This window comes from Rhizobium sp. 57MFTsu3.2 (assembly GCF_012932765.1).
Taxonomy (GTDB): domain Bacteria; phylum Pseudomonadota; class Alphaproteobacteria; order Rhizobiales; family Rhizobiaceae; genus Rhizobium; species Rhizobium altiplani.
On record NZ_JDWI01000001.1, the window covers coordinates 379,398 to 402,939 of the forward strand.

At 61.6% G+C, this 23,542-nt stretch carries 21 protein-coding genes and 1 tRNA gene; 6 read left to right on the plus strand and 16 right to left on the minus strand.

Going from position 1 to position 23,542, the window contains the following annotated elements:
- Positions 1–79: 79 nt before the first annotated feature.
- Positions 80–430, plus strand: a complete 351-nt coding sequence (locus AF71_RS01855) for a MarR family winged helix-turn-helix transcriptional regulator (protein WP_018855328.1) — start codon at positions 80–82, stop codon at positions 428–430.
- Positions 431–440: 10 nt separating this feature from the next.
- The gene (locus AF71_RS01860; protein ID WP_169679485.1) at positions 441–1,298 is read left to right on the plus strand and encodes an NlpC/P60 family protein; all 858 of its coding nucleotides are present in this window, start codon (positions 441–443) and stop codon (positions 1,296–1,298) included.
- Here the strand turns inward: AF71_RS01860 and AF71_RS01865 are convergent.
- From AF71_RS01865 to purU, 8 genes are all read right to left on the minus strand, one after another.
- Positions 1,291–2,682 carry an amidase gene (locus AF71_RS01865; protein WP_112824818.1) on the minus strand — a complete coding sequence of 464 codons (1,392 nt, stop codon included), beginning with the start codon at positions 2,680–2,682 and terminating at the stop codon, positions 1,291–1,293. The two genes, AF71_RS01860 and AF71_RS01865, sit on opposite strands and share 8 nt — an antisense overlap.
- 7 nt (positions 2,683–2,689) lie before the next feature.
- Positions 2,690–3,580, minus strand: coding sequence for an ABC transporter permease (locus AF71_RS01870; protein ID WP_169679487.1), 891 nt, complete (start codon positions 3,578–3,580; stop codon positions 2,690–2,692).
- Between the two features lies 1 nt (position 3,581).
- The gene (locus AF71_RS01875) at positions 3,582–4,529 is read right to left on the minus strand and encodes an ABC transporter permease (protein WP_018855332.1); all 948 of its coding nucleotides are present in this window, start codon (positions 4,527–4,529) and stop codon (positions 3,582–3,584) included.
- Between the two features lie 47 nt (positions 4,530–4,576).
- Complete coding sequence (locus AF71_RS01880) at positions 4,577–6,106, minus strand: ABC transporter substrate-binding protein (protein ID WP_192240675.1); 1,530 nt, start codon at positions 6,104–6,106, stop codon at positions 4,577–4,579.
- A 121-nt stretch (positions 6,107–6,227) separates the two neighbouring features.
- A complete protein-coding gene (locus tag AF71_RS01885) occupies positions 6,228–7,253 on the minus strand; it encodes a P1 family peptidase (RefSeq protein WP_113160376.1) in 1,026 nt (341 codons plus the stop codon).
- 117 nt (positions 7,254–7,370) lie between these two features.
- Positions 7,371–7,565, minus strand: a complete 195-nt coding sequence (locus tag AF71_RS01890) for a hypothetical protein (RefSeq protein WP_007529092.1) — start codon at positions 7,563–7,565, stop codon at positions 7,371–7,373.
- Positions 7,566–8,086: 521 nt separating this feature from the next.
- A complete protein-coding gene (locus tag AF71_RS01895; protein ID WP_169679491.1) occupies positions 8,087–11,014 on the minus strand; it encodes an aminotransferase in 2,928 nt (975 codons plus the stop codon).
- Positions 11,015–11,123: 109 nt separating this feature from the next.
- Positions 11,124–12,008: a formyltetrahydrofolate deformylase gene (gene purU / locus AF71_RS01900; protein ID WP_169679493.1), complete on the minus strand. Its 885-nt coding sequence runs from the start codon at positions 12,006–12,008 to the stop codon at positions 11,124–11,126.
- A 348-nt stretch (positions 12,009–12,356) separates the two neighbouring features.
- Here purU and AF71_RS01905 point away from each other — a divergent pair, with 348 nt between their 5' ends.
- Positions 12,357–12,692, plus strand: coding sequence for a hypothetical protein (locus tag AF71_RS01905; protein WP_026371533.1), 336 nt, complete (start codon positions 12,357–12,359; stop codon positions 12,690–12,692).
- A gap of 240 nt (positions 12,693–12,932) precedes the next feature.
- On the opposite strand, the gene AF71_RS01910 is transcribed toward AF71_RS01905, so the two are convergent.
- A tRNA-Leu gene (locus AF71_RS01910) sits at positions 12,933–13,017 on the minus strand.
- A 243-nt stretch (positions 13,018–13,260) separates the two neighbouring features.
- On the opposite strand from AF71_RS01910, the gene AF71_RS01915 reads away from it, so the two are divergent.
- Positions 13,261–13,623, plus strand: a complete 363-nt coding sequence (locus tag AF71_RS01915; protein ID WP_082728676.1) for a BA14K family protein — start codon at positions 13,261–13,263, stop codon at positions 13,621–13,623.
- A gap of 2 nt (positions 13,624–13,625) precedes the next feature.
- Here the strand turns inward: AF71_RS01915 and AF71_RS01920 are convergent, their stop codons facing one another.
- Positions 13,626–13,922 carry a SelT/SelW/SelH family protein gene (locus AF71_RS01920; protein ID WP_018855339.1) on the minus strand — a complete coding sequence of 99 codons (297 nt, stop codon included), beginning with the start codon at positions 13,920–13,922 and terminating at the stop codon, positions 13,626–13,628.
- A gap of 119 nt (positions 13,923–14,041) precedes the next feature.
- Between AF71_RS01920 and AF71_RS01925 the strand changes: the two genes are divergently transcribed.
- Positions 14,042–14,779 (plus strand): type 1 glutamine amidotransferase, encoded by a 738-nt coding sequence (locus AF71_RS01925; RefSeq protein ID WP_169679495.1) that lies wholly within the window; start codon positions 14,042–14,044, stop codon positions 14,777–14,779.
- 27 nt (positions 14,780–14,806) lie between these two features.
- Here the strand turns inward: AF71_RS01925 and AF71_RS01930 are convergent, their stop codons facing one another.
- The 6 genes from AF71_RS01930 to AF71_RS01955 all read right to left on the minus strand — a co-directional run bounded on the left by AF71_RS01930 (position 14,807) and on the right by AF71_RS01955 (position 22,371).
- Positions 14,807–16,720 carry a beta-L-arabinofuranosidase domain-containing protein gene (locus AF71_RS01930; protein ID WP_113470612.1) on the minus strand — a complete coding sequence of 638 codons (1,914 nt, stop codon included), beginning with the start codon at positions 16,718–16,720 and terminating at the stop codon, positions 14,807–14,809.
- A gap of 25 nt (positions 16,721–16,745) precedes the next feature.
- Positions 16,746–17,609, minus strand: coding sequence for a carbohydrate ABC transporter permease (locus AF71_RS01935; protein ID WP_169679497.1), 864 nt, complete (start codon positions 17,607–17,609; stop codon positions 16,746–16,748).
- The gene (locus tag AF71_RS01940; protein ID WP_018855343.1) at positions 17,609–18,523 is read right to left on the minus strand and encodes a sugar ABC transporter permease; all 915 of its coding nucleotides are present in this window, start codon (positions 18,521–18,523) and stop codon (positions 17,609–17,611) included. Before AF71_RS01940 ends, AF71_RS01935 begins: the two co-directional genes overlap by 1 nt.
- A gap of 74 nt (positions 18,524–18,597) precedes the next feature.
- A complete protein-coding gene (locus tag AF71_RS01945; RefSeq protein WP_018855344.1) occupies positions 18,598–19,836 on the minus strand; it encodes a sugar ABC transporter substrate-binding protein in 1,239 nt (412 codons plus the stop codon).
- A 41-nt stretch (positions 19,837–19,877) separates the two neighbouring features.
- Positions 19,878–20,900: a LacI family DNA-binding transcriptional regulator gene (locus tag AF71_RS01950; RefSeq protein WP_169679499.1), complete on the minus strand. Its 1,023-nt coding sequence runs from the start codon at positions 20,898–20,900 to the stop codon at positions 19,878–19,880.
- Positions 20,901–21,081: 181 nt separating this feature from the next.
- Complete coding sequence (locus AF71_RS01955) at positions 21,082–22,371, minus strand: ABC transporter substrate-binding protein (RefSeq protein WP_018855346.1); 1,290 nt, start codon at positions 22,369–22,371, stop codon at positions 21,082–21,084.
- A 140-nt stretch (positions 22,372–22,511) separates the two neighbouring features.
- Between AF71_RS01955 and AF71_RS01960 the strand changes: the two genes are divergently transcribed.
- Positions 22,512–23,531: a LacI family DNA-binding transcriptional regulator gene (locus tag AF71_RS01960; RefSeq protein WP_169679501.1), complete on the plus strand. Its 1,020-nt coding sequence runs from the start codon at positions 22,512–22,514 to the stop codon at positions 23,529–23,531.
- Positions 23,532–23,542: the final 11 nt, after the last annotated feature.

Consider the following 23,542-nt stretch of genomic DNA (forward strand, 5'->3'; position numbering starts at 1 on the left):
CAGATTTGCCGCCCCATTGCGTTGCGCGACCACGTGCCGGAAAATGGAACGCGGGGCGTAACGAGTTTCCGGAGGAGCCATGCCGATCGCACTGACGGCTTCGCAGGCATTGGGCCTGTGGCATGGTGTGACGCTCGATCAGGTCAGACTCGATGATCGCGATTTGACGTTGCGCCAGATGGCGATCCTGCTGCATATCTATCTCGTGCCGCCGCCGCATACCGTGCGCGGCCTAGCTGCGACGCTCAACGTGACCAAGCCTGTCATCACCCGGGCATTGGATACGATGGGGGAAATGGGTCTGGTCGACCGTGTGCGCGACGAACGCGACCGGCGAAATGTCGTGATAAAGCGTACCGTCGGAGGGGCGCTCTATCTGGAAAAGCTTGGCGATCTCGTGCGCGACCAAGGTCGCCGCCTGACGCCGTGAAAGGGATACAATGACGATGCTTGATCGCCGCTTGCATGCCTACCGACCGGATCTCGCCGAGGCGGGGCTGGAAGGACGTGTGGAAGCCCTGCGCTTCGTTGCCGGCACACCGGCCCGGGTAGCCGTGCCGGTCATCGGTTTGCGGCCAGTGCCCGATCTCGCCAAGGGAATCGATACGGAACTGCTCCTCGGAGAGGAGGTCACCGTCTACGATCGCGCCGACGGATGGTGCTGGGTCAAGGCCAGCGGCGACAACTATGTCGGCTATCTGCCGGCGACCGCCCTTTCGGACGTGCTTGTTGCGCCGACACATGTCGTCACGGTCCAGCGGACTTTCCTCTATCAAGAGGCGGAGCTGCGCAAACCGTACCAATCCATCCTATCCATGGGCAGCCGGGTCCGGATTGTCGGTGAGGCAGAAACACGCGGCAACCACTATGTGATGCTGGAAGACGGCACGGCGATCTTCGCAAAGCACGTGCGGCCGATCGGCGAAGCTCAAGGTGGCGACTATGTCGACGTCGCAAGCCGGTTTCTTGAGACCCCCTACCTCTGGGGTGGTCGCTCCGGACTTGGCATCGACTGTTCGGGCCTCGTTCAGCTCTCGATGCTGATGATGGGACGAAGCGTGCCGCGCGACACCGACATGCAGGCGGCGGGCCTTGGCGAGCCGATCGACAGGGCCGACCTGCGCCGAGGCGATCTGGTCTTCTGGAAGGGGCACGTTGCCATCCTGGAAGATCCGGAAACGATCATCCACGCCAACGGCCATACAATGACCGTGGCTCGCGAAAACCTCCAGGATGCCATCAAACGCATCGGCTGGCTCTACGAGCAACCGACAGGCTATCGCCGCCCGGTCATCTGACCGGCGGCTTCGGCCATGACCTGATCCCGCCCGTCCACGTTTCGAAAGCCTTCGACAGCTTCAAGACAAACATGTCATTGAAGCGGGGGCCGACGATCTGCAGCCCGATCGGCATCCCTGATCGCGAAAAGCCGCAATTGATCGAGGCGGCGGGCTGCTCGGACAAGTTCCACGGCACCGTGAAGCAGATGTGCTCGAAGGGACGCGCGGGATCGTTCGTCGGCGAAGCCCATTCGGCCGGATAGGAGACGATAGGGTTGGTTGGCGAAATCACGGCGTCGACCTTCGTGAACAGTCTACCGCAACTCCTGCGCATCTCGATCGTCTGATTGAAGCCCCTGACGGCGTCCACGCCGCTTACGGAAGCGCCGCCCTCGGCCCAGGCGTAAATGTAGGGGAGGATGCTGTTTCTGCGCTCACGGCTTAGCTTCTCGATTTCGCCCCAGAAGCGCGCACGCCAGAAGCTATCCAACCCGTCCAGCATCTCCCGCGTCAGAACAGGCTGAACAGGGATGACAATCGCGCCGGCCTCCTCAAAACGTCGGCCGGCAGCCTCAACGGCCGCCCGCACCTCGTCCTCGACCGCGAGGCCACAGCCGGCATCAAGCATCAGCCCAATCTTCAATCCGCGAACATCGATCTCAAGATCCATCCAATCGAGATCCGCTGGAGGCAGGCTGGTGCCATCGCGCCAGTCCGGACGCGAGAGCGTCGCCATCGCGTGGGCCGCGTCTTCGACGGTACGTGTCATCGGTCCGGCGCAACGGCCGACATAGAACGGATCGATCGGGATGCGACCGTGGCTCGGCTTGAAGCCGAAGATCCCTGTCCAGCCTGCCGGCAAGCGCACCGAACCACCGATGTCGGTACCGATGTGCAGGGGCCCATAGCCCGCAGCGGCCGCAGCGGACGCCCCGGCGCTCGATCCTCCGGGATTCTGCGTGGTATCCCAAGGATTGCGGCTTAGGGGGTGGAAGCTGGAAAGACCCGAGGAAAGCATCCCGTAATCGGGGCAGGTCGTCTTCGCAAAGAGCACCGCGCCGTCCTCGCGCAACCTGGCCGCGGCCGGCGCATCCTCGGTCGCAGGCTGCAGTTCGACCGCCTTGGTCCCGAGCGGCACCGGCTGCCCCTTGGTAGCGATCAGTTCCTTCAGCGTCGCCGGGATGCCATCGAGGAGCCCAAGCGTTGCTCCCCTCATCCATCGGTCGCTTGACGCTTGCGCCTGGTTGCGCGCCGCCTCCGGGTCATAGGCGTAGAGCGCGCAGATGGCAGGCTCCCACGCTTCAATGTGTCGTTCCAGCGCCAGCCAATATTCAAGCGGAGACAGGCTTCGATCGGCGAAGCGCCGCCTCAATTCGTGGATCGTCAAGTCGGTTTCGGACATGGCACTCTCATCCGGACCTGTGGTTTCGAACACTGACGGCACTCGTCTCGCGCGGGTCGAGCATGTCGCGCAGCCCATCGCCAAGCATGTTGAAGCCGAAGACGCAGAGTGCGATGGCAAGGCCGGGCAGGATGGCCAGCCATGGCGCGAGCGGCAGGTAGGTTTGCGCGTCGGCCAGCATACGGCCCCAGGTCGGGGCGGGTGGTGCGATCCCGAGGCCAAGGAAGCTGAGCCCGGCCTCCGTCAGCACGGCCAAGCCCAACTGGATCGTCACTTGGACAATGATCTGGCTCATGATGTTCGGGAGCACGTGGCGGACGGAGATCGCGAAGCGGCTGTTTCCGATTGCGCGGGCAGCGAGCACGTAGTCCCGGCTCCAGGCTTGGAGGGCCGTGGCAAGCGTGACGCGGGCAAAGACGGGAATCATGAACGTTGCAATGGCAACGATCGCAGTAAGCCGGCCCGGACCGAGAAAGGCGCCCAGCATCATCGCCGAAAGAATCGGCGGCAGCGCGAAAACGACGTCGCAGGCGCGCATCAGCAACGTTTCGAACACGCCCCGCACGGCAGCGGCCGAGATACCGGCGATCGAACCGAGCGTCCCACCGATCGCCACGGCGGCAACGGCGATGGAAAGGGAATTCCAGCAGCCGACCATCAGCATCGAGAGGACATCTCGGCCGAATTGGTCCGTGCCGAGAACGCCGAACGCGAAAGGGGGCTGCAGCTTGTGAATGATCTGCATCTTCGCTGGCGGCAGCGGCGTCCAGACCAGCGACAGCACCGCGACGGCGACAAGAAGGGTGATGACACCGCCGCCGACGACCAAATTCATTCTCCGGCTAATGTCAAATCGCCGGCGCTTGAGGCCTATTGGATTGGAGGCGATCGGCGCCATGTCAAATGCCTTTCCGCAGGCGCGGGTCGATCGCCAGATAGGAGAGATCGACGATGAAGTTCATGACGATAACGAGCCCAGCAAAGAGCAGGACGACATCCTGCATGACGATGATGTCGCGCTGCGACAGCGCCTGGTAGGCAAGGCGACCGAGGCCCGGAAGGTTGAAGACATTCTCGACCAAAACCGCGCCAGCAACCAGGAAGGTGAACTGCAGGCCGAGGATCGTCAGAACGGGAACGAGGGCGTTCGGCACCGAGTGCCGCCACAGGACGCGCCGCTTCGACAATCCCTTGGCAAGGGCTGTCCTCGTGAAATCCTCATGCAGGGTTTCCAGAACGGCAGAACGCGTGACGCGTGTCAGGACCGCCGCTTGCGGTAATGCGAGCGCCACCGCGGGCATAAGAAGCGCTTTGAGGGCTGGCAGGAAGCCGGCGTTCCAACCCGGGAAACCTCCGGCCGGCATCCAGCCGAGCGCCGTCGAAAACAGCATGATCAGCAGTAGAGCCACCCAGAAGCCCGGAACGGCGATGCCCATCTGCGAAAATATCGAAGCGACAGCGTCAGGCAATCCGCCTCGATGCGCCGCCGCTAGGGCACCGAGAGGGATCGCGATGGCGACGGAAAGCATGATCGCCATCAGCGCCAGCGGAAGCGTAACCGCCAGTCTCTCAAGAATCAGGCCGGCAACCGGCACACCGTAGGTGTAGGATTGGCCGAGGTTTCCACGGAATACGCCAGCGAGCCATTCTCCATAGCGCCACAGGAGCGGCTGATCGAGCCCAAGCTCGTGACGCAGGCTTGCGAGCGTTTCCGGTGCGGCTGACGTGCCCAGCATGATGGAGGCCTGATCGCCCGGCAGCAGATCCATCACCGCAAAAATCAGCAGCGAGACGACAGCGAGCGTGACGATCAGACCGACAAGGCGACGAGACAGAAGCGTTATCATTTCACGTCCGGTACGATCCGCCGCCTCACCATATCATCAGCCCGTAATCAGTCTTCCCAGGAAACGTTCGTAAGGACGTTCGAGGGAATGGGTTCATTCTCCCAGAGACCCTTCAGCTTCTTGTCCCAGACGCCCAGCTTGGGCATGACGAAGAGATAGAGCGCCGGCACATCCTCGGCCAGAATCTTCTGGGCGTCGCCGAAGATCTTCGCTTGCGCTACAGGATCCGAGGTCTCCTGCACCTTCTTCATCAGGTCGTTGAACGCGGGATTCTTGTAGTTGAAGTAGTACGGATCACGGGCGTAGATGTCGATGTCGAGCGGTTCGGCGTGCGCTACGATCGTCATTTCGTAGGCGCGGTCCTTCATGACATCCTGCACCCACTTGGCCGGGAATTCCGTCGGTTCGATGTTCATGGTTACGCCGATTTCAGCCAGCATCGCCTGCATGACCTGCGCGCTACGTGGCGCATAAGCCATTTGCGGCGACTTGATCGTGAAGGTGAAACCATCAGGATAGCCGGCTTCGGCAAGCAGCGCCTTCGCCTTTTCGGGATCATAGGGCAGGGCGCCGGTGAGATCGACGTAGCCGGGGTCGTTCGGCGTGTAGTGGCTGCCGATCGCCGTACCTAGCCCCGACCAGGCGCCGTCAATGACCGTCTTCCGGTCGATCGCCATCATCAACGCCTGACGGACGCGTTTGTCGTCGAAAGGCTTCTTCGCGTTGTTCATGCCGGCGACAACCTTCAGCTCGGTATTGCCGATCTTGGTCGTAAGCTTCGCATCGCCGTCAAACGAACTCATCAGCTCAGGCGCCGCGAATTCCGGAATGGCGTCGACATCGCCCGACTTCAAGGCCGCGGCCTGGGCCTGCGGATCGGCGATGAAGCGGAAGGTCACCTTGTCGAGCTTTGCCGCGGCGTCCCTGCTCCAATAGTCGGCGTTCCTTGCGAGCTCGACCTTGTCGCCCTTTGCCCAATTCACGAACTTGAACGGGCCGGTGCCAACGGGCGTCGTCTTATCCCCGGCGGCAGACTTCGGGCCGACCATCACCGAGGCCGGCCAGCCGAGCCAGTAGAGGAGACTGCCTGTTGGAGCCGAGAGATGCAGGACGAGCGTTTCCGGGTCCGGTGTCTCTATGGAAGTGATCGAGGCGAAGAAGCGCTTTTGCGGGTTTACCGAGTCAGCACCGCGCGCGCGATCGAGCGCAAATTTCGCTGCAGCGGAATCGAAAGCCTCGCCATCATGGAATTTGACGCCGCTCTGCAGCTTGAACGTATAGGTTAGACCGTCCGGGGAAACCTCCCAGCTCTTGGCGAGCTGTGGCTGGATCTTCCCGGTCTCGTCAATCGTTACAAGGCCTTCGAAAACGTTCTGCCAGGTGACCTGGCCGATCGCGACAGGGGCTGCGATCGTCGGATCAAGGCCGGTTGGCTCCACCGTCATGCCAAGGGTCAGCGTGGTCTTGGCGGCTTCCGCGGGGGTCTGCCCCAGCAGCACGAGGCCAACTGAAACCGCCGCACCGAGATAAAATCGCCGAGCCAACAGCGCCGACGGCGCACGCGAAACCTTCATCAATTTATTCCCCTGTCTGCCCGCCGCCGTGGCGATGACTTTTATGAGCCAACTTGTCACTCCCAAAACGCACACCGCCTGGCGCGAATTAAGGCCGGGATCTGCATTCGGGGTCTCCGTCGATTTAGGCGCCTTGTTTAGACGAACTTGCGCGATCAGGGTAGCGGTCTCGCCAAGCCTGCTGGGCGCCAGCGACTGGCAGTGCGGTGGCCTCAAAGACTCCCCGCGCAATGGCGCGTGCCATGACCATCGTGGCGAGATGGCAGAGTTCGAAAAAGGCGGGCAAATCCGGTCGGGGCCTCCTGCCCGTCGAGGCAGCAAAGACAGTGTCGCCGTCGAAAGGCAGGTGCGCCGGCAGCAGGGCGCGGGCGAAACCGTCATGGGCCATGATCGCGAGACGGTGCGCCTCCTGCTTGGTCAATTCGGCGTCGGTAACGATGGCGCCAATCGTTGTCGCTATCGTGTTCATGCCCTTTAGCCGCATGCGGATGTCGGCTTGTGAGATCGGCGCGGGCAAGCCGAGGCCGCCAAACTCCCGGCCCTGCTCGAACGGCGCCGACCAGAAATGCGGCCCCTCGCCCACTGTCGCCGAGCCAAGCGCATTGACGGCGACGATCGCTCCAATCCGCAGGCCGGTGCTGGTCTCGCCACTTGCCGAACCGAGCCCACCTTTGACGGTCGCGGTTGTGGCACCGGCTCCCGCACCGACGGAACCGAGGGTAAACGGCCCTTTCGCCGATGTCTTGAAGGCTTGATAGCCCATGTCGCGATAGGGCGACTGCAGCCCCCAATCCTTGTCGCCGCCGTTCAGCAGGTCCATCAGAATCGCCTGCGGAACGATCGGCACCTTCACGTCGCCGACGGGAAAACCTCGCCCGGCTTCCCGAAGTCCAGCCTGAACGCCGCCAGCCGCGTCAAGGCCGAAGGCCGAGCCACCTGACAGCACGAAGGCATCGACTGCGCCGACCGTCATCGACGGATCGAGAAGCGCCGTGTCACGACCGCCCGGAGCGCCTCCGAGAACCACAGCGGAGGCCGTTGCCGGTTCGTCGAAGACGATCGCGGTCACACCTGAGCCGAGCCTCAGATCCGTCGCGTTTCCGACCGAGACGCCATCAATGTCGGTAATCAGATTGAGCAAGCGCGCCACCCTTGTTGAGCAAGAGCGCGATAGGACCGCAATGGCGGTCAAAACACAAGACCGGCCTCACCTTTGGCAAGACCGGTCTGAAATCTGTCAGGGCTGGTTGGGCCGTGCTTCATGCCCTCAGGCATGGATAGGCTTCGGGTGACGGCGGGTCATCAGATCATGGATCGCGAGCTTCACCTCAGCCGGCGAGCTGAAATGCTGCTCGTCCAGATCGTGAACGTGAAATTTCACTGCGATGAACTTCAACCGGTTCTCATCCGGGATGACGATCCCGACGGGAACGCCTGCGTATTCGATTACTTCTTTTTTCATGCGTAGAACTCCTGCCGCGCGGTATGCGCTGGCGATGGCGAATTGACTTGTCTGATTCCGTTAAGGGTGGACGAAGGTCACATTCGACAGTTCGGGCGGGAGAGAGCGCCCGGACGGTCATTGCCAAGCACAGATCGCCCAGGGAAATTGGCGAGAGTGTCGATGTCAGTCATGTCTCGTTCCTTTCTCTGGCGTTGCGCTTGTTTGAGGCCCTGGTGTTCCAAGACCGACGACGGCCGCGCTATTAATCTACTTTGTTGGTAGACTATAGCTAGCAGCCTACAAGAAACATATTCCGAAACGTGTCAAAATATCGACCATTCGGAAAATTTCATTCCATTAAGATCGAATTGACTGAAAGAACTCTATCAAGTCTTTGTGCAATTCGCGTGACAGTCCGACGGTCTCTTTCGATCACGGCGCAGAGATAGGAAGTCCCGCTGATTCCGGCAATGGGCATCTGATGAAAAAACGGGAAAGCCTCGAAATGACCGAAATGGTTAACGCGGGCAAAAAACAGCCTACCACCCCTCGGAGAGCACCTTTTCCAGCATGTCGACGAAGAAATCGGCGCTCTCCACTGTCAGGCAAAGGGGAGGCTTGATCTTCAACACATTGAGGTGATCGCCGGTCGGCTGCATCAAGACCCCGAGATCGAGCAGGCGGCCGCAGATTGCCGCTGTCTCTTCGCTCGCGGGTTCCAGCGTCGTTCTGTCGCGGACGAGTTCGAGCCCGAGGTAAAGTCCCATGCCGTGCACCGCGCCGACGATCGGATAGCGGTCGATCAGCGCGACCAGACGGCTCTTGAGATGATCGCCAACATCGCGCGCATTCGCCTGCAGTTCTTCATCGGCCATGATATCGAGGACGGTCATACCCACCACAGAACTGACCGGACTGCCGCCAGCGGACGAGAAGAAATAACCTTCCTTCTCCAGCGAATCGGCAATGGCCCTGGTCGTGATCACAGCGCCGAGCGGATGTCCATTGCCCATGCCTTTCGCTACCGTGATGATGTCGGGGACGACGCCCTGTTGCTCGAAGCCCCAGAAATGGTGCCCAAGCCGACCGTAGCCCACCTGTACTTCGTCGGCGATGCAGACGCCGCCGCGGGCCCGCACCTGCCTGTAGACTGCGGCAAGGTATCCGTCCGGCAGCGATATTCCGCCGGCATTCCCGTAGACCGGCTCGGCGATGAAGCCGGCCAACCCCTCGCCCCGTGCATCGACGGCTTCAAGGGCGTCGACGACGGCCTCCACGTAACCAATCGTCGATTCCGAACCGCGGAACGCACCACGATAGGTATTGGGCGAGAGGACGGCGTGCACCCAGTCGGGCCGCGTCGTCAAAGCCTCCGGATTGTCGGCGATCGAGGTGGACACCGCATCGCTCGCAACCGACCAGCCGTGGTAGGCTTCGAGAAGGCTGAGCATATGCTTGGCGCCCGTGTGCGCCCAAGCTAGTCGCAGGGCGAGGTCGTTGGCTTCCGATCCGCTGTTGACGAGGAACACCGCATCCAGCCCTTCCGGCGCCAGGGAGGTCAGGCGCTCGGAAAATTCCGCAATGGAGCCATAGTGAAAGCGTGAATTGGTGTTCAGCCGCAGCCACTGTTCGCTGACCGCCTCCGCCAGGCGCGGGTGGCCATGCCCCAGAATGGTGACGTTGTTCAGCATGTCGAGATAGGCACGGCCCTCGACATCGAACATATGCTCCTGCCAGCCGCGCTCCATTTGCGGCGGTATTTCGTAGTAGTTCTTCTGCGGCCTTGCGAGATGGGCCTGCCTGAGCGCGAACAACGCTGCCGACGCCGGCTTCGGCGCATTGACGCCAACGCCCAGAAGGGCAGCCGGCGATGGACATAGTTCCGACCAGGCCATGGCCTCCTGCGGAGTGCAGAACAGCGGCGGTTCGACGCCTGGCAAGGTGGAGAGTTGTACGCGCAGCCCGCCGAGAGATCCGCTCTCACCGGATATGGTCCCGAGCGGTTGCCCGGGCTCGACCTCGGCTTCGTTTTCAAGCGACGGCTCAATCCCGTCGAGATGAAGGCTGACACCCTCGCCTGCCAGAACGAAATGGTGATCCTTCCGAATGACCTTCCCCGCGAATGGAGCAGCAACCGTGCTGCCGCCCGCAAGACAGACGTCGGAATGCAGCGTGAAGGTTGCGGATGGGGTGGCGCTCCGAGGCTTCGAGCGCGACAATCGGTATTCGCCGTAACGCGTGGCCGCAGTGCCCGTCTCGGCTGCCGCGCGCGCGAGCAGGCGCCAATCCATGTCGGACTGCGCCCAGTTTCCCGCAGCGAAATGCGGGCTTTGGACACCGAGATCGACGAAGGATATGGTCGCCGGGTCGATGTCGGGCAACAATGGACGCCAGTCCTCCATCGAAACCGCGGCCGTTTCGATGCCCACCGCCTTCAGGACCGCGACTTCCATGAGTTCGAATGGAACGGATACCGCCATATCGAATATGCGGCGTTCGAGCTCGAGATTGCCGCGAACATAGTCGTTCTCGGGATCGATCGAGATCTGCTGCTCGCTGCTGGCGACCAAAATGACCGCGCGGGCAACGACGAGCGGCCAGAGCGCGCGCAGCTCCTCCTCGGTGAGCGGATAGACCTCGTGATATGCCTTCACTGCAGGAAGAATGTACTGCGGATCGCCATCAGCCTGATGTAGCAGCGAGGCGCAGGTGACCGCCAGATCGCCGATCAGCCAGCCGCGAATGATGTCGCCGAAATCGATGACGCCGTCAGGGACCAGATGGCCCCGCTCATCACGACGGCTGACAACGTTGTCGCCGGTCACGTCATGGTGCACGGCCTGTAGCCGCAAGGACGGCGCCAGGGGTTGGATTCGCCTCACGGCTGACACCATCGTCTTGGCGATGCGATCACGTGCGGCGCTGTCGGTGATCGCCGACAACAACTGGACCGCGACCGGACCGGCGCGGCGCAGGTCCCATTGCAGGCTGCGGTCGAGACCAGGATGCGTGAAGTCGGCCAGCGACTGCGCCAGGCGGGCGCAGAGAGCTCCCAGTGCCGCCACCGACTCTTTCGGCAGGTGCTTGCGGTGCGTCAGCCCCTCGCCTTCAAGATACTCCAGCAGTCGAACCTGAAAGGTCTGGTCGCGCACGGTGACAGCGACGATGTCCTGCCCGTCCGTCGATGGGATGACGTGAGGAACGCGCGGCGCATCCTCTTTCGTGCCGATGTGGCGGATGGCTGCGTTCTGCGCCTCGAGCTCCACCGTCTCATAGGTCACATGGCATATCTTGAGCACGTAGCTTCGTTCGCCGGTATCGAGGCGATAGTTGCGATCCTGCTGGCTGCCGAGCTCGGTGATCGCTCCTGACAGGCCATAACGCGACTGAAGGATGTCGCCGGCTTCCGCAGCGGTCACGTCAGGGCGTGGCAACGTCGCGCGATCGGCAAGCGTCTCGTCAGTCATGGCATCCCCCGCGGCATGATTCGATTTCGCAGACTACGCAGATAATCGAATCCTTGCCACCGGCAAGCGAGGAGATCGCGGTCGATCGACGGCAAAGCCGCCGCGGCGATCAGCCCATGCGTTCCGATGCGTAGCTGCCCGGACTTGCGGGAAATACGATCGTGCGGTTGCCGTTCAGGAAGACGCGGCGATGGATATGCGCATGGATGGCGCGTGCCAGCACCTGGCTCTCCACGTCGCGGCCGATGGAGACGTAATCGTCGGCGCTCTGAGCGTGGGTGATGCGGGCGGTATCCTGCTCGATGATTGGCCCCTCATCGAGATCGGCCGTCACATAATGCGCCGTGGCGCCAATGAGCTTCACGCCGCGCTCATAGGCCTGCTTGTAGGGGTTGGCGCCCTTGAAGCTCGGCAGGAAGGAGTGATGGATATTAATGATCCTGCCGGACATCTTGCGGCACATGGCATCGGAAAGGACCTGCATGTAGCGGGCGAGCACAATCAGTTCGGTGCCGGTCTGGTCCACGAGATCAAGGAGCTGAGCCTCGGCCTGCGGCTTGTTTTCCTTCGTCACCTTGATGTGGTGGAACGGAATATCGTGGTTCACCACGACCTTCTGATAATCGAAGTGATTGGAGACCACGCCGACGATTTCGATCGGCAGCGCACCGATCTTCCAGCGGTAGAGCAAGTCGTTCAAACAGTGGCCGAAGCGCGACACCATCAAAAGCACCTTCATGCGGCTGGCGCCATCATGGATTTCGGCTTCCATGTCGAATTTCTCTGCGACCGGCTTGAAGCCTTCCTTGAGTGCCGCAAGACCGACGCCTTCTTCTGAAATGAAGCTGACACGGGTGAAGAACTTGCCGGTATCGAGATCGTCGAACTGCGACGAATCGACGATGTTGCAGCCCTGATCGGCCAGGTAGTTCGCGATCGCCGCCACGATCCCGCGCGTCGACTTGCACGTCACCGTCAATACATAGCTCGTCATCTGTTTCCGTCCTTCTCGCGCCGCCTGTCGGCCGGCTGCTTAGATCAAAGAGAAAGTCACGGATAGAGCACCGCGCCTTCATTCGTGCAACTATTTGCAAGAGACGCCATCAGAAGCTTTCAGGTTCCTGGCGCCTCCCCGTCGCGATCAACTTACGGCAGAGCGTGCAAAACTCCGTTCCGCTTGCGTCGTCAAGACGCGTATCCCCGCCGTGGGCCGCACTTGCGCGGCCCCTTCGACGAAGTCACGTTTTCGAGATGACGGCCAACCGAGCGAAGCGCTCGCTTGATGGAAGCCGACGCCGCGCCTACATCGACAATAGAGATGTAATACGACGGATCCGGCGATATGCGGTTCGCAAGAGTGTGGTTGATAGCCTTGGCAGCAACCGGCGCAAGTTTGGCGCCCGGCGCGAGCTTTGCCGCGGATTGGCGGCGAGCCGGCGAGCCGCAGGTCCAGTCGATCTATCCCTATGCAAACCTGCCGGGCGTCAAGGCGCAGCCGGATCCAAAGGACGAGGAACAGTATAGCTGCCGGACGGAGACACGGCCGCTGCGCCGCGGATATGACAAAATCTTCCGGACCGGCGGGCTGCCAACCCTCGTCTACGTCTGCGATCGTGACGGCGTGGAAAGTGTCGGCACGCAGGTGCCGCTGCGCGGACACTATCAGCCGGTCCGCTGACCCGTTGGGCTGCCCAGGCGGTCGCCCCTACTGCGCATTATGAGTGTTCGGGAGCCCGTGCAGCCGGATTTTACGCCCAGCAATGTCCGAACGACAGCTCGCTGGCGACAGCGCGCCCAAGTCCTGATCGCAACCGCAATCAGCAGCCTGATCGGACGTCTTTACCTGCGCTGCTAATGTCTTTGGGGGAAGAAATGGGAAGACCTTATATCGGCCTTCACTTTGCATTTCTTAGGGAAATGGTGCCCAGAAGAGGACTCGAACCTCCACGCCTCGCGGCACAGGTACCTGAAACCTGCGCGTCTACCAATTCCGCCATCTGGGCGACGGAGAGCCATGTACGGGGGCGGCCCCTTGCTGTCAACAGGGTTTTTGAAGTTTTCCTGACAGGCAGCAAAAAAGTCGTTGATGCCACTCTTCGCCAGCGCGGTTGCAATCTGAGGCGGCCGCGATAGCGATTGCTGCAAAGGCGTCCTATATACACAGCAGAAAGGATCGTCTGATGGCCGGCTCTCGTAATTTTTGCCTGATCGCGCTCTTCACCCTGCTGCCCTACACGGCGTTTGCGATGCCGCTCGGCGTGTCTCCGCCCGCCGCCGGCGCATCGGACATCATCCGTGTTGGGTCGACGATGTGTGACGCGCGCGGCTGCTTCACTTTCGGGCCGGTCCAATCGTTCCGCCCGTCCTATGTGCAGCCGAACTATCGGCCGCCGACGGCCACCGGTCCGACCTACTATCGGCCGGCTGCGCGAGGTCGCGGACCGCTCTATTACGATCCCCCGCCCGTGCGCACGGTGCAGCCGAAGGCACAGGGACAACAGTTCCATGTGGATTGGTGCCGTAACCAGTACCGGACCTACAATCCGAAGACTGATCGGTTCCTGACCTATGAGGGTATCTACAAGACCTGCAATTCGCCTTACGACTAGGCTCAGCTTTCCAGCGAAGTGCGATCGACATGGCCGAGATCCCGGCCGGGTTCGATGATGTCGCGCACGCGCTGCTTCAACTCCTTCGGACCGGGAAAGCCGCCATCGCGCTTGCGCTCCCAAATCAGGTCGCCATCGACCCGGATTTCGAAATTGCCGCCGGTGCCGGGAACGAGCGCCACTTCGCCGAGACTGTCGGTGAAGGTCTGCAGAAGCTCCTGCGCCATCCAGCCGGCGCGCAGCAGCCAGTTGCATTGGGTACAGTAGAGGATCGTCACGCGGGCTTTCTTGTCGCTCATATCAGGGGCTTCCTTTCGTCACTCCGATTTAAGAACTGCCGTGGCGTGGCGCAATCCGTATTGCAATCACCAGGCGCTTGGTGTTCCTCTCGGAGCCAGAAATCGTACTGGAGATGCTGATGCGGGTCGCCGTCATCGAAAACATGAAAAGCACGCCGCTCGGCTCGCTGGGGCCGGCGCTGGCGGAAGCCAAGGCCGAGATCGAGCACTTCTATCCCTGGATCGACGGCAAGCTACCGGCAGGCATTGCCGATCATGACGCCCTGGTGGTGCTCGGCGGCGAGCAGAATGCGATCGACGACGCGAACTATCCCTACCTGCCAGGACTTGCACAGCTCATGCGCGACTTCGCCGAGGCCGACAAGGCGGTGCTCGGCATCTGTCTTGGGGCGCAGATCCTGGCGCGCGCCTACGGTGCGGAGAACCAGCTGAATGCCGGACTGGAGTTTGGCTGGCACTCGGTCAGCAAGTCCGAGGATGGGCACGCGGATCCGTTGCTCTCCAACCTCGAGGCGGATTTCACGACATTCCAGTGGCACAGCGACACCTTCACACTGCCGCAGGGTGCGACGCGTCTTGCAGTGAGCGAGCTTACTCAGAACCAGGCGTTTCGTATCGGGCGCGCGGCCTACGGCACTCAGTTCCATTTCGAGGCCAGCGCATCTGTCATCGATAGCTGGAAGGGCGAGTTTGCGGAATCGATCGAACAGATGGAGCCGGGCTGGCATGAACGCTACGCGGCGCTTGCCTCCGCGCACGCCGCGGCATCAGATGCCACCGGCCTTGCCATTGGCCGCAATTGGGTCCGCATGATCCGAGCGGAAGTCCGATCACAGCCCATGGTCGCCGGCGTTTAAGCCGGCGACCTGACATCCCTAGCCGGCTTAGGTGGCGGAGCGGATCCAGACGAGCATTTCGCCGGGGGCGCGGTTGTCCCACAGATGGTAAGGCACAAAGCGGGCCGTACCCGTTCCGGCTGCCGGCGGCTTGGTCCGATAGAGTGTCGCACCCCAATCCGACTCATCCTTGGTCACAGCGATATCGAGAGCCACCGCACCACCGAGTTCGGCGATCTCAGCCGTCTTCGCGGATATATCCTCGCCGAGCCTGATTCCGTTCAGGCCTGCGCCGTTATCCGTCGCCTCGACGCAATAGACGAGCGGGCCACGCATCAGGGCAGTCCGTCCGGCATCTTGGCGCACCAGCGGGTTTGCCCAGAGAGCGCGTGCTTCGAGCGGAATGTTCAGGTCGATCTTGTCGCCATCGCGCCATTCGCGTTCGATGCGGGCGTAACCATCGAGTTCGACCGAGCCGAGATCGATTGTCTCACCGTTGACGGCAAGTGTCGTCCCCTTTGCCCATTCCGGGATGCGCAGCGAAACCGCAAAGCGTGCCTGCTTGCTCGTCTTGATGTCGAAGTGGACGGCCCCGTGCCAGGGATAGCGGGTCTTTTGCGTCATCTCGACATTGGCATCCGCGATCTTGAACCGCGCGCGTCCTTCGCCATAGAGGTGGACGGCGATCTCGTCATCCGCGACGCCATACATGTAGGAACCGATAGAGGCGAGCAGGCGGGCAATGTTCGGCGGGCAGCAGGGGCAATGGTGCCAGACCCAGCGATGATGCTTGCCGGCACTTTCCAGCGGGTTCTCGTAGAAGAACATCTTGCCGTCGAGCGAGAGCCCGGCCATCGCGCCGTTGTAGAGTGCCTGCTCCATGATATCCGCATAGCGCCGGTTCGGGCCGCGGCCGAGCATGCGGTTTGCCCAGAACACCAGACCGACGGAAGCGCAGGTCTCGGCATAGGCGCTTTCGTTCGGCAGATCATAATAGTCGGTGAAGCCCTCATTGGCGGCCGCCGGCCCGATGCCGCCGGTGACATACATCTGCTTGGTCGTCAGATCGTCCCACAAGGTTTCTAGGGCGCCGGTCAGGCTGTCATCGTTATATTCCGTCGCGATGTCGGCCATGCCGGAATAGAGGTACATGGCACGAACGGCGTGGCCGACGACCTTTTTCTGCTCGCGAACCGGCTGATGAGCTTGGCCATACTCATAGGTCTTCTGGTGAAAATCCGCTGCACTGCGGCCGTCGCGGTTCGCCTCGTCGGTGAAGAAGTGCGGCTCGGTTCCGCGCTCATCGACGAAGAACTTGGCAAGGTCCAGATACTTCTTCTCGCCGGTCGCGCGGGCAAGCTTGACCAGTGCCAGCTCGACTTCCTCGTGGCCGCAATAGCCGGGAATCTTGCCCGGGCCATGACCGAAGACCGTAATCATGTAATCGGCAAAGCGGCACATGATGTCGAGCAGCTTGCGCTTGCCGGTGGCCTGATAGTAGGCGACGGCGCCTTCCATCAAGTGGCCGGCGCAATAGAGTTCGTGGTGGTCACGCAGGTTGGTCCAGCGACGCTCGGGCTGAACCCGCTGGAACCAGGCATTCACATAGCCGTCCTTGTCCTGCAGTTTCTCATACATGTCGACGATGGCGTCGACCCGGGCTTCGAGCTCCGGATTGGCCCGGCGATAGAGCGAATAGGCCACTGTCTCGATCGATTTGCCGAGGTCGCTATCCCAGAACATCTGCGTCGAGCCGCCCCAGGGACCGATGGGGATCACGACGCCGGGGCTCGGCTTGGTGACGTCGATCGCCTGCAGCATACCCGCCGCGACGCAACGGTCGAGCAGCGTTTCAGCAGTGCTGTCGCAGATCGCGTCCTGGCGCTCCCCGAACAGCCCGTGCACATCGACATCCGGCACGGGAAGCGGGCGAAACTGGCGGTCTCTTTTCAACTTGTTCATGGCTTGATCCATCTTTCTTCAGAAGTCATTTCACCGCGCCGGCCATCAGCCCGCGCATGTAGTAGCGTTGCAGAAGCAGGAAAACGATGAGGCAGGGGATCGTCATGACGGCGACACCTGCCTGCACGGCGCCCCAGTTGATCGCCCCGAGACGGCCGGCGCGCACCGCCATCATCAGGACGGGCAGCGTGTATTTCTCGTTGCTGGAGAGCAGCACGAGCGCGGCCAGAAATTCGTTCCAGGCATTGAGGAAGGCAAAGATCGCCACGGTCGCGACGCCCGGCAGCACAAGCGGCAGCAGAACCAGCACGAGCATCTTCAGGTCATGGGCGCCGTCGATGCGCGCGGCCTCCTCGATCTCTTTCGGCACCGCGTCAAAGGCGTTGCGCATCATGAACACCGAGAACGGCAGCTGCAGCGTCACGTAGACCAGCGTCAGGCCGAAGAGCGAGTTGTTGAGCCCGAGCCTGGCGAGGATGATGAAGAGTGGCGTGAGGATCGACTGGAAGGGGATCATCAGCGTCGCGATGATCAGGATGAAGAAGACATTCTTCATCGGAAAGCGATAGCGCGAGAAACCGTAACCGGCGAGCAGGCTGATGACCACGGTCAGCACCACGGTCGCAACCGACACGATGAGCGAATTGAGTGTGTGCTGCCAGATGCCGGCACCGAAACTGTCGAGCGAGCGATAGGAATCGAAGCTGATACCGTTCGTCGGCCATGGCGGCAGCGGTGGCAGCCGCGCCTCCGTGCCATGCCGGAGTGAGGCCAGCAGTGTGATGACAAAGGGAGCGAGAAAGAAGATGGCAATAGCTATGCCGGTGCCGTGATAGGCGGCCTGCCCACGGATTACACGGCTTCGCTTGCGACCGGTGACGAGGCTCATCAGCGCTCCTCCCCGACACGCAGCAGCCAAAGCTGCACGACACTGATGACCACGAGAATGGCCAGAAGCGCAATCGACAGCGCCGCGCCGTACCCGAGATTGAAGGACACGAAGGACTGGTTGAAGATATAGTAGACGACAGAGATCATTCGGTTTTGCGGCCCGCCTGAGGTCATGATGTAGAACTGATCGAAGGCGAGGATCGAGCCGGTCACGGAGATGATCAGCGCGAGTGCGATCGTCCTGCGCATCAACGGCAGCGTCAGAAAGCGGAAGCGCTGCCACCAATTGGCGCCATCGACGACGGCGGCCTCCGTCAGATCGGTCGGGATCGCCTGCAGCCCGGTCAGCAGGATGATCATTGTAAAGCCGGCTATCTTCCACACGACCATGACGCAGATCGTCAGGAATGCGCTGTCGAAGGTGGCAAGCAGATTGGGGCTCTTTTCGACAAGTCCGAGCGCCTTCAAGGCAGGACCGATGAAACCGCTGTCGACATTGGCCAGCCACACCCACAGCAGCGATGCAGAGGCCAGACCGACGACGACGGGCAGGAAGATGACGGTGCGATAGGTGCTGACGAAGGCCCGCTGCCGCTCGACGAAAAGAGCAAGCGGAAAGGCGACCGCGAAGATCAGGATCGTCACGATGACCGTATAGTAGGCGGTGAAGTTCAGCGCCGCGACGAAGCGGCCGTCATTGAACATGCGGAAGTAGTTGTTGAAGCCGATCCACCGCTGGGCACCCATCAGCGGCCAGTTGTGAAGGCTCATCCAGGCGGTAAATCCGACCGGCAGCACGAAGAACATGATCACCAGAAGCATCGCCGGAGCGATATAGAGGAGGCCCGTCCATTCCGGTCGTGGGGCACGTCTGCGCACGCATGCTGTCTGCTTTCGACCCGTCACGGTCATCGAAACACTCCGCATCATTCCTAGTAAAATCGGCCGGAGGACTGCCACACCCTCCGGCCACGGCCTCTGGGAGATTATTGGCCGCTGTCGATGATCGACTGCATCTCCGACTGTGCATTCTTGAAGGCGCCGTCGACGTCGTCACCGAAGATGGCCGCATTGGTAAAGGTCGCCCACGGACCGTTGGCGCTGTTGATCAGATCGTTGAACTGCAGCGTGTAAGGTGTCTTGGCGACCGAGATGGCCTTCAGGCCGACCTGCAACCTCGGATCGAGGCCCTCGAGCACCTTGTCGGCGATATCACCACGGGTCGGCAGGCTACCGTACTTCGCCATGATCTTCTGGCCGTCCATCGAATAGATATATTCGAGGAATTCCTTCACTGCGTCGATCTTCTTGGTGCCCTTGGTGATGACGAAGTTGTCACCGCCGGCAAAGGAGGACGGATTGCCGTCAACGCCCGGGATGAGCGTCACGCCGAAGTTGATGTCGGGATGCTCGGTCACCAGAGTGCCGATCGCGAAGGCGCCAAGGCTCTGCTGGCCAATCTTGCCGTTGGTGAAGCTCAGGAAGTTGGCACCGTTGTCGCTGGCGGCACTTGCCGGGACGAGGTCCTTCTTCACCATGTCGCGATAATAATCGACCGCCTTGCGCATCTGCGGGGTGTCGAGCGTCGCCGTCTTGCCGTCGGCCGACAGGATATCGGCACCTGCACCCCAGGTGAGCGGCGTAAACGTGAAGATCATGCAGCCGCCGCAGCCGCCGCCGGAGAAATAGAAACCGTAGGTATCGTCACCGACCCTGCGGATCTTCTCGGCGTTGGCGGTGATTTCCTCCCAGGTCGCGGGCGCCTTTTCAGGATCAAGTCCCGCCTTCTTGTAGAGGTCCTTGTTCCAGGCGAAGACCGAGGTTTCGACCGACAGCGGCAGGCCGTAGACGCGGTCCTGATAGGTGCCGAGGCGGACGTGCGACGGCGACAGCGAATTGAAATAAGGCAGCTTCTTTGCCCAGTCTGTCAGGTCTTCCAGCTGTCCCGCAGCAGCAAAGGCCGGGTTATAGATGAGGTCCATCGACAACGCATCCGGCGCCTGGCCGCCAGCGATGGCGGTGGCGTATTTCTGGACAAGCTCCGAGAACGGCACCTCGGTCGCGACGACCTGGTTCTCGTGGCTGGAGTTGTAGGCTTCGACAACCTTCTTGAAGGATTCGCCGATACCGGAACGAACCCACATTTCGACTTTCTCGGCGGCCGATGCTCCGGACACCAGGCATAGGGTGGCAACGCTTGTCGCAGCCAACAGACGCTTAATCATGGCACTCCTCCCAAATTGGCGCACTCCTCCGCGCCGGTTCCTCATCTCCTGGGGCTTTGGGCCCCGCATGACTGCCGCACCACGAGGCGGCACGGCAATTTCCTGACGCCCGGCTCCACTGGGCGTCCCTCGGCCAGCGCCAGAATCGTCAATCCGGCCTGGCGCCCCAGCTCCTTCAACTCCATGTCGACGGAAGTGAGCGGTGGCCGCGTCTGGCCGGCGACAATCTCCCAATTGTCGAATCCGACTACGGAAACATCTTCCGGCACCCGAATACCGCGCTCGCGCAACGCATCGACAGCACCACGCGCGATCTGATCGTTTCCGCAGAAGATCGCGTCCGGCTTTTCGTCCTGACGGCTCCATATCAGCGCGACGGCCTCGTGGCCCCAGGCTTCCGCCCACCGGCCGAACATGACGATCCCCTCCCCGCCGATAACATTGCGGTAGGCACCCGCGCGCTCGCGAACCGAGAAGAAATCCTCCGGCCCCGTGATATGCGCGATCCGTCGACGGCCCATCTTCACCAGCCACTCCACCGCCAATCGCGCACCCTGCGCGTCGTCGGAGCGGAAGGTGACGCTCGTCGGCGTCCCTTCGGTGAAGGCGTAGACCACGGGGACATGCAGGTTCGACAGATCGACCGGAAGCTGCCGGTCCAATCGCTTGCCGGTGGCGATAATGCCATCCACCTGCTTTTCCAGCATGGCATCGACATGGGTCTGACCGAGCGCCGGATCGTCTTCGATGGCGCAGAGAAAAACCGACACGCCGTGATCGACGAGCGCTTCGGAAATACCGGCCATGACCGGCAGCGTGAAGCGCCCGTAGGTATCGTTGGTCAGCAGCCCGATAGTGAAACTGCGCTTGCTCAAGAGGCCCCGGGCGAGCGCATTCGGGCGGAAACCGACCTCGCCGGCAATGCGCTTTACCCGCTCCCGGGTTTCGACGCTCATCCGACCGGTTTCGTTCAGCGCCTTCGAGGCGGTGGAAATACTGACCCCCGCCGCCGCCGCGACGTCGTGGATGGTAATCCGGCCTCTTTTTCCTCCCGCGACGTTCACCGCGCTTCTCCCCATTTGCAGATGAGAAAAGCTTTTCCCAACCGAAGCGTCAAGTGAGAAAAGGTTTTCTCAAGCAAAAATCATACAATTGCCATCAGCGCCTCAGGAGCGGCCGCGAGTAACGAAAATCGCGGCAGGCCATGCCCGCCGCGATCCAAAGCTTGAGCGATGTGAGCTTCGATCAGCCTTTGATCGTCTCCTTGCCTTCTTCCAGCAGACGGGCGGCCGCTTCGGCAGGCGTCGTCCGCTCGAATGCAAGCTCATCGGCAATCGGGCGGAAGACGCGCTGGTCGAATTGCGTCGAACCGAGCGGCGCAGGAGCAGGGTACTCGCCCACCTGATCCTTCAGCAGGTTTACATACTGCACGGTAGCCTGTTCGGCTGGATTGAGTTGCGGAAGAATCGCCTCGCGCACGGTAGGCGACATAGGCACGCCGCGCTCCACGCCAAGGATCTTGCCGGCCTCGACGTTATTGACGAAGAAATCGATGAACTTGGCGGCAGCCTCACCGTTCTTCGTGGCTCCGCCGACGCTCCAGATCAACGCCGGGCGATAGTAGTGGCCGGAAGGACCACCCTTCTTTTCGCGCGGCAGGAGCGTGATCGCAAGCTTGTTCTTGGAAATCAACTGGTAGCCGACGAGCTGATTGGAATAGGCCATGCCCATCGCCGACTTGCCGAGCGCGAGTGCGTTCGTGTCGATGGTGTTCTGGTCGAGCGTCTGAACGTCGGCAGCGACCGTGCCGCCCTTCTTGCGCAGATCTTCCCAGAACGTGTACCACGCCGTTGCATCGTCGGCATTGAAGCCGAGCTTGCCGTCGGCATAGAGGCTCTTGCCGCGCTGGCGCAGCCAGGCATCGAAGACGTAGGTGTAGCGCGCGCCATAAGGGCCGCCCCAGTAATTGTTCTTGCCGCCGGCCTTCGTCAGCTCGACTGCGATCTTGGCGTACTCGTCCCAGGTCAAATCCGCCGTCGGTACCGGAATGCCTGCCTTTTCAAAGGCCGTCTGGTCGAAGAACAGCGCGAAGGAGTTGAGGCCGAGGCCGATGCCGTAGAGCTTGCCGTCGACCGTCGTCAGCTTCAACATATCCTTGCCGAACGAGTCGACCTTCAGCGTCGAAGGCACGAATTCGTCGAGCGGCAGGCATGCGCCGCGCTTCGAATAGTCGGAGATCGTGCTCGGTTCGAGCTGGAAGACGTCGGGCACGGCGCGGCCGGCCATCTGGGTGGCGAGCTTTGTCCAGTAGCCGTTGCCGTCAAGCGATTCGCCGACGATCGATACGCCGGGGTTCTCGCTTTCATAGAGCCTGGCGACATCAAGCGTGCGTTTGGCGCGATCGTTCGATCCCCACCACATGGCGCGCAGCTTGGCATCTTCCGCAAAGGCCGGAATTGAGCTTGTGGCACCAAAGGCCAGCCCGGCAGCGACGCCTGCCGAACCCATCAGAAATGAACGGCGATTGACCTGCATGTTTCATCCTCCTCTTTCATTGCCCCGCCATCCTCCAACAGCTCTACGGGCTTATGCGGCGTAGATTACGCAAAAAATTCATCAATGCAACAAATTATCTTTTGCTTGCAAATTTGCGTTATTTGCATAATCTTCGCCGTATGAACGAGATCAAGACCAAGAGACTGCGACAGGCCGACATTGCCACCATGGCGGGGGTTTCCGTATCCACCGTTTCCCGCGTGCTCGCCAATGAGCCCGGCATCAGCGAAAGCGTCCGCCAGCACATTCTCAAGGTGGCGGCCGAAAACGGCTACTCGGCGCGCACCGCAACCGGCGCGCTTCGTGGCACCCTCGCCCTGATTGCGAGCGACGGGGTGACGGGCGGGCTTAGCGTCTTCTACGAAGGGATCGTCGAAGGCTTGCGCGCCGGGGCGCTCGATGCCGGTGTCCCCTTCGAGGTGCGGCTGATCCGCGAGAACAGGGCCACGCCTGATGTGGTCCACGAGTACATGCAGACGGCCGGCGCCGGCGGCTTGTTCCTGGTCGGGATCGATTCAAGCGCCGAGTTGCGCGCCTGGTTAGAGGACGCGGCAATCCCGACGGTGCTGGTCAATGGCACCGATCCGAAGCTCAGGCTCGACGGCGCGTCACCCTCCAACTTCTTCGGCGCATATGAAGCGACGACCCGACTGCTGGATGCCGGCCACCGCAAGATCCTGCATCTGACGGGATCGCATCGAAACACCATCCGCGAGCGTGTGCGCGGCTTCAAGGCCGCGATCACCGACGCGGACGGTGCGGAAGGGCGCCTTGTGTCGATGAGCTTCCAGGGCAGCGCAATTCATGAGGCGCACGAGCTGACGTCCGCAGTACTCGCGGAGAAGGCCGGCTTTACCGCCGCGTTCTGCATGAACGACTTCATCGCCGTCGGCGTTCTCGAAGCCGTCACCGAAGCCGGGCTTCGGGTGCCCGAGGATTTCGCCATCGTCGGCTTCGACGATCTTCCCTGCGCGCTGATGACCAACCCGCCGCTATCGACCATGCGTGTCGATCGCGTGGCGCTTGGCAGGGAGGCGGTCAGTCTCATCGTGGCGCGATTCAGGGACCGCAACGCCCCCGCCCGCCAGATTTGCCATGCCGTCGTTCCGATTGCCGGCGGCACCGTTCCGAACCCCTGACATGAGCAATG